Source organism: Frankia sp. CoWAU3, assembly GCF_977971855.1.
Map to the genome: position 1 here is coordinate 6,886 of NZ_CDWWXB010000111.1, position 4,268 is coordinate 11,153.

Sequence of the window (4,268 nt, forward strand, 5' to 3'; positions counted from 1 at the left end):
CCCGCGGTCGCCATCAGCGTGGCGCATACCGTGTTCTTCATCGGGCACCAGTCCAGTCAGCGTCGCGGCGACTACTGGGATCGCCAGTTCATTGCCGGTCGTGGGCCGGTCGAGGCCGTACGCTTCATCGTCGATCAGATGCGAGCCTTCATCACCGGTATGCCGCCCGGCATCGACCGGTTCGACCCGAGCCTCATCCATGCGACGGTGCCCGGGGGACCGGTTGTCTCGGTGCTGCTCGCCGTGGCGGTGTCGATCGCCGGCCTGACCGGCGTCCTCGTGCTGGCGCAACGACCGGACGGCAGGCTGCTCCTCACTGCGCTCGGCGGAGCCCAGGTGCTGATGCTGGGAGCGAGCGCCGCGCGGTACTGGCCGTTCGGGCCGACCCGGACCAACCTCTTCGTCGTGCCACTGATCGTCGTTGTGATCGTGGTGGGAACCCGGCGGCTGGTGGCCCTGTTCGTGGCTGCGGTGCGACCTCGTATCCCCGCCGCTGGGCCTCAGCCGGCCGTACCGGCACCGATGGCCGCGACCCCGACCCTCCCTACCGGAGGGACCGTCACCGAGCGGTCACGATTGGATGTTTCCGGTGTCTCGCCTACGTCGAGCGCCAGCGCGGACACGATTTCTCCGACCGCCGTGCTGCCGTTGGCCGGCCTCGCAATGATCATCTTGCTTGGGGTCCCCCTCCTGGGAACCTCGCTGTCGGGAAGCGGGCAGCTCTGGGATCATCGGCACCGGACTCGTGGCCTCGATCGGATGGTCGACGCGGCCATCGCGGCCCGGCAGCTGCACCGCCCGGGAGACCTGGTGATGGTCGGGGGCCGCCTCGCCCGGCCTGGCTGGCTGTACGCGATGGAGGCGAGTGACGACCCGGCGCGTGAGCCGGCAGCTCTCCCCAGTGCCGGCGCCGGGCGGGTACCGGCCCGGGTACCACGGCAGGACACGATCTTCTTCGGCGCTGCGGGTGTCTCCCTGGTCGGCGAGCTGGCGAACCGCCGGGTCCCGCCGACCCGGCTGCTCGTCTTCGTCTTCGACGCGGAGCGGCCGGCTCTCGCGCCCGACCTGGCCGCGCTGCCCCGGGCGGGGTGGTGCGCCGGCCGTGGCTGGCAGTTCTCCCTCACCGGAACGCTGACCGTCTTCGATCGCTGCGCCGGCGCCGCCCCGCGACTCGATCGGCCGCAGCGGACCGTGGTGTCCTACCGGACGACCTGAGATCCGTCCCCAGGGCCGGAACCGTGCCTACCGCGGGGGTGGCGGCGGGAGCATGCCGAGGTCGGCGGGGATGCTTGTCGGGTGCGCGCTCTTCTGACTTCCTCGTCCTGCCCAGCCTTCTGGTCCTGTCCAGCCGGGTCCACGGATCCGGTCTTCCACCCACCCGCTGCCGGCGGTCACCTGGCGATGCCCACGGTCCCAACCCGGCTCGGCTCGATGCTGTGGCCGGTCGAGGTGACGCAGGCGGCCCGGCCGGCGCGGGCTGGTCGCACGGCACGGCGGGGCATCCGGCCATGACGGGTCTCCCGGATGCCCCCGAGGTGCCCCCCGTCGCGGTGGAGATTTTCGGCACGCGGACCGGATCCGCGGCGCGCTACGTCGAGCTGCTGGCGACCGACGGGGTCGAACGTGGGCTGATCGGTCCGCGTGAGACTGAGCGGCTCTGGGACCGCCACGTACTCAACTGCGCGGTCCTGGCCGACGTGGTCCCGGTGCAGGCCGATGTCGTGGACGTCGGCAGCGGCGCGGGGCTGCCGGGTATCCCGCTGGCGCTCGCCCGCCCGGATCTGCGGGTGGTGCTGCTCGAGCCGATGGAACGCCGGTGCCGATTCCTGCACGAGGTTGTGGCGACCATAGGTCTGGAGGACCAGATTTCTGTGGTACGTGGCCGCGCGCCAGATGCCGGAATCGGCCCGGACGGTCGTAGATTCGGGATAGCCGTAGCCCGCGCGGTCGCTCCCCTGGAGCGGCTGGGCGCAATCCTCTTTCCGATGCTACGACCAGGTGGTGTCATGCTGGCGATGCGCGGTTCACGGATCCTGGAGGAACTGCAGGACGCGCGCAGCGGTCTCGGAACTCAGGGTTGGCATCCCGTGGATGTCGTGAGGTGCGGGGAGGGGCGGGTGGAGGAACCCGCCCGTGTCCTCCGGGCCGTACGTTCATCCCAGCGCACCCGGGCCGAGGGCAGGGGAGGGCGCGGCGACGGTGAGCGGCACGATGGCAGACAGGTCAGACGGACGTCACGGGATTCACTCCGATCACGGGAGGTCGGTCGTGACCAGCCGACACGTGGACAGTCTCGTTCCACGTGAAACAGCGTCGGCGGGCCAGGGTGGGACCAGGGGCGGGGGCTTGCGGGGCTATGACTCCGCGCTCTCCGCACTGGACCTGCTCGATCCCTCGACCCCGATCGGAGCGGCGGCGGCAGCAGCAGTGGAAGCACTGGCGGTAGAACGACGACAACCATTCTCTCGCCCCACCCGGCGGCGCATCATCTCGGTCGCCAACCAGAAGGGCGGTGTGGGGAAGACGACGACGACGGTCAACCTGGCGGCGGCGCTGGCATCTCATGGCTCCCGGGTCCTGGTGATCGATCTTGACCCGCAGGGCAATGCCTCGACGGCGCTCGGCGTCAACCATCACTCCGGGGTCCCCTCGATCTACGAGGTTCTGGTGGGGGATCGACCCCTCGACGAGGTCATCGTGAAGTCCGCCGAGGCGTCGGGGCTGTTCTGCGCGCCCGCAACGATCGATCTTGCCGGCGCGGAGATCGAGCTGGTGTCGCTGGTGGCGCGGGAGAATCGGCTGCGGCGGGCCATCGCGAGCATGCAACGGGACGTCGACTATGTTTTCATCGACTGCCCGCCCTCTCTCGGGCTGCTGACCGTCAATGCCCTCGTGGCCGCCCGTGAGCTGCTCATCCCGATCCAGTGCGAGTACTACGCGCTGGAGGGCCTCGGCATGTTGCTGCGCAACGTGGAACTGGTGCAGGCGCACCTGAACCAGGAGCTGCGTCTGTCGACCATCCTGCTCACGATGTATGACTCCCGGACCAGACTGGCCGACCAGGTCGTCCATGAGGTCAAGGAACACTTCGGGGACCGGGTGCTGTCCACTACCATCCCCCGGAACGTGCGTCTGGCGGAGGCGCCGAGCTATGGGCAGTCCGCGCTGACGTACGATCCGACGTCGCGCGGCTCGCTGTCCTATCTGGCCGCGGCGCGCGAACTCGCGGAACGGGGTCGGGACTCGAATGGAGCGGCGTGATGAGTGCTCGGCGCAGTGGTCTGGGGCGAGGGCTGGGGGCACTCATCCCGGTTGCTCCCCCTCCCCTCGACGGTCAGGCGGGCACCGCCTCGGCTGACTACGCCGACTACGCCAGTGGCTACGGCGGCCGGGGGACGAATCGCGGCTCCGGCGACGGCACCGGGCCGCTGCCCGTACACGGGGCGACCTTCCGCGAGATCCCCGTCGGGTCGGTCAGCCCGAACCCGCGCCAGCCCAGGACTCACTTCGATGAGGACGCCCTCGAAGAGCTGGCGGCGAGCCTCCGCGAGGTCGGGCTGCTCCAGCCGATCGTGGTACGCGAGGTGGCCCCCGAGCGCTACGAGCTCGTCATGGGTGAACGCCGGTGGCGTGCATCGAAGATCGCCGAGCTTCCCCGGATTCCCGCCATCGTGCGGGAGACCGCGGACGACGCCATGCTGCGCGACGCGCTGCTGGAGAATCTCCACCGCCAGCAGCTCAACCCGCTGGAGGAGGCTGCGGCGTACGAACAGCTGCTCCGCGACTTCGGGGCGACGCACGAGGAACTGGCCAGTCGGCTCGGGCGGTCCCGGTCGCATGTCACCAACATGATCCGGCTGCTCGGGCTCTCGCCCGCGGTACAAAGGCGGGTGGCGGCCGGCGTGCTGTCGGCGGGTCATGCCCGCGCGCTGCTCTCGCTGCAGGATCCGGACGCCCAGGATCGGCTCGCCACCCGCATCGTCGCGGAAGGTCTCTCGGTGCGGGCTGTCGAGGAGATCGTGGCACTGGACGACGAGGCCCCGCGTAGGCGGGCGTCGCGGGCGCCAGGGGCCGCCTCACCGGCCCTGGCGAGGCTCGCCGACCGCCTCTCGGATCGCTTCGAGACCCGCGTGAAGGTGGACATGGGCCGCAGTAAAGGGAAGATCACGGTCGAGTTCGCCTCGATCGAGGATCTGGAGCGGATCGTCACCGTGATGTCGCCGTCGGCCTCGGTCGACGGCTTGTTGGACTAGCGGGAGTTTCCTAGA

General features: G+C 70.1%; 3 protein-coding genes and 1 pseudogene. All 4 read left to right on the forward strand.

Annotated features, from left to right (window positions below):
• Positions 1-1,215 (forward strand): annotated as a pseudogene (locus AC08ON_RS11350) (hypothetical protein); the annotation flags it as partial.
• Between the two features lie 293 nt (positions 1,216-1,508).
• A complete protein-coding gene (gene rsmG / locus AC08ON_RS11355) occupies positions 1,509-2,306 on the forward strand; it encodes a 16S rRNA (guanine(527)-N(7))-methyltransferase RsmG (RefSeq protein ID WP_476607545.1) in 798 nt (265 codons plus the stop codon).
• Positions 2,307-2,346: 40 nt separating this feature from the next.
• Positions 2,347-3,261 (forward strand): ParA family protein, encoded by a 915-nt coding sequence (locus AC08ON_RS11360; protein WP_476607546.1) that lies wholly within the window; start codon positions 2,347-2,349, stop codon positions 3,259-3,261.
• Positions 3,261-4,253: a ParB/RepB/Spo0J family partition protein gene (locus tag AC08ON_RS11365; RefSeq protein ID WP_476607547.1), complete on the forward strand. Its 993-nt coding sequence runs from the start codon at positions 3,261-3,263 to the stop codon at positions 4,251-4,253. Before AC08ON_RS11360 ends, AC08ON_RS11365 begins: the two co-directional genes overlap by 1 nt.
• Positions 4,254-4,268 lie beyond the last annotated feature (15 nt).

Coding starts and splice junctions, on each gene's coding strand:
- rsmG (WP_476607545.1), top strand. CDS start 1,509: ATGACGGGTCTCCCGGATGCCCCCGAGGTGCCCCCCGTCGCGGTGGAG.
- AC08ON_RS11365 (WP_476607547.1), top strand. CDS start 3,261: ATGAGTGCTCGGCGCAGTGGTCTGGGGCGAGGGCTGGGGGCACTCATC.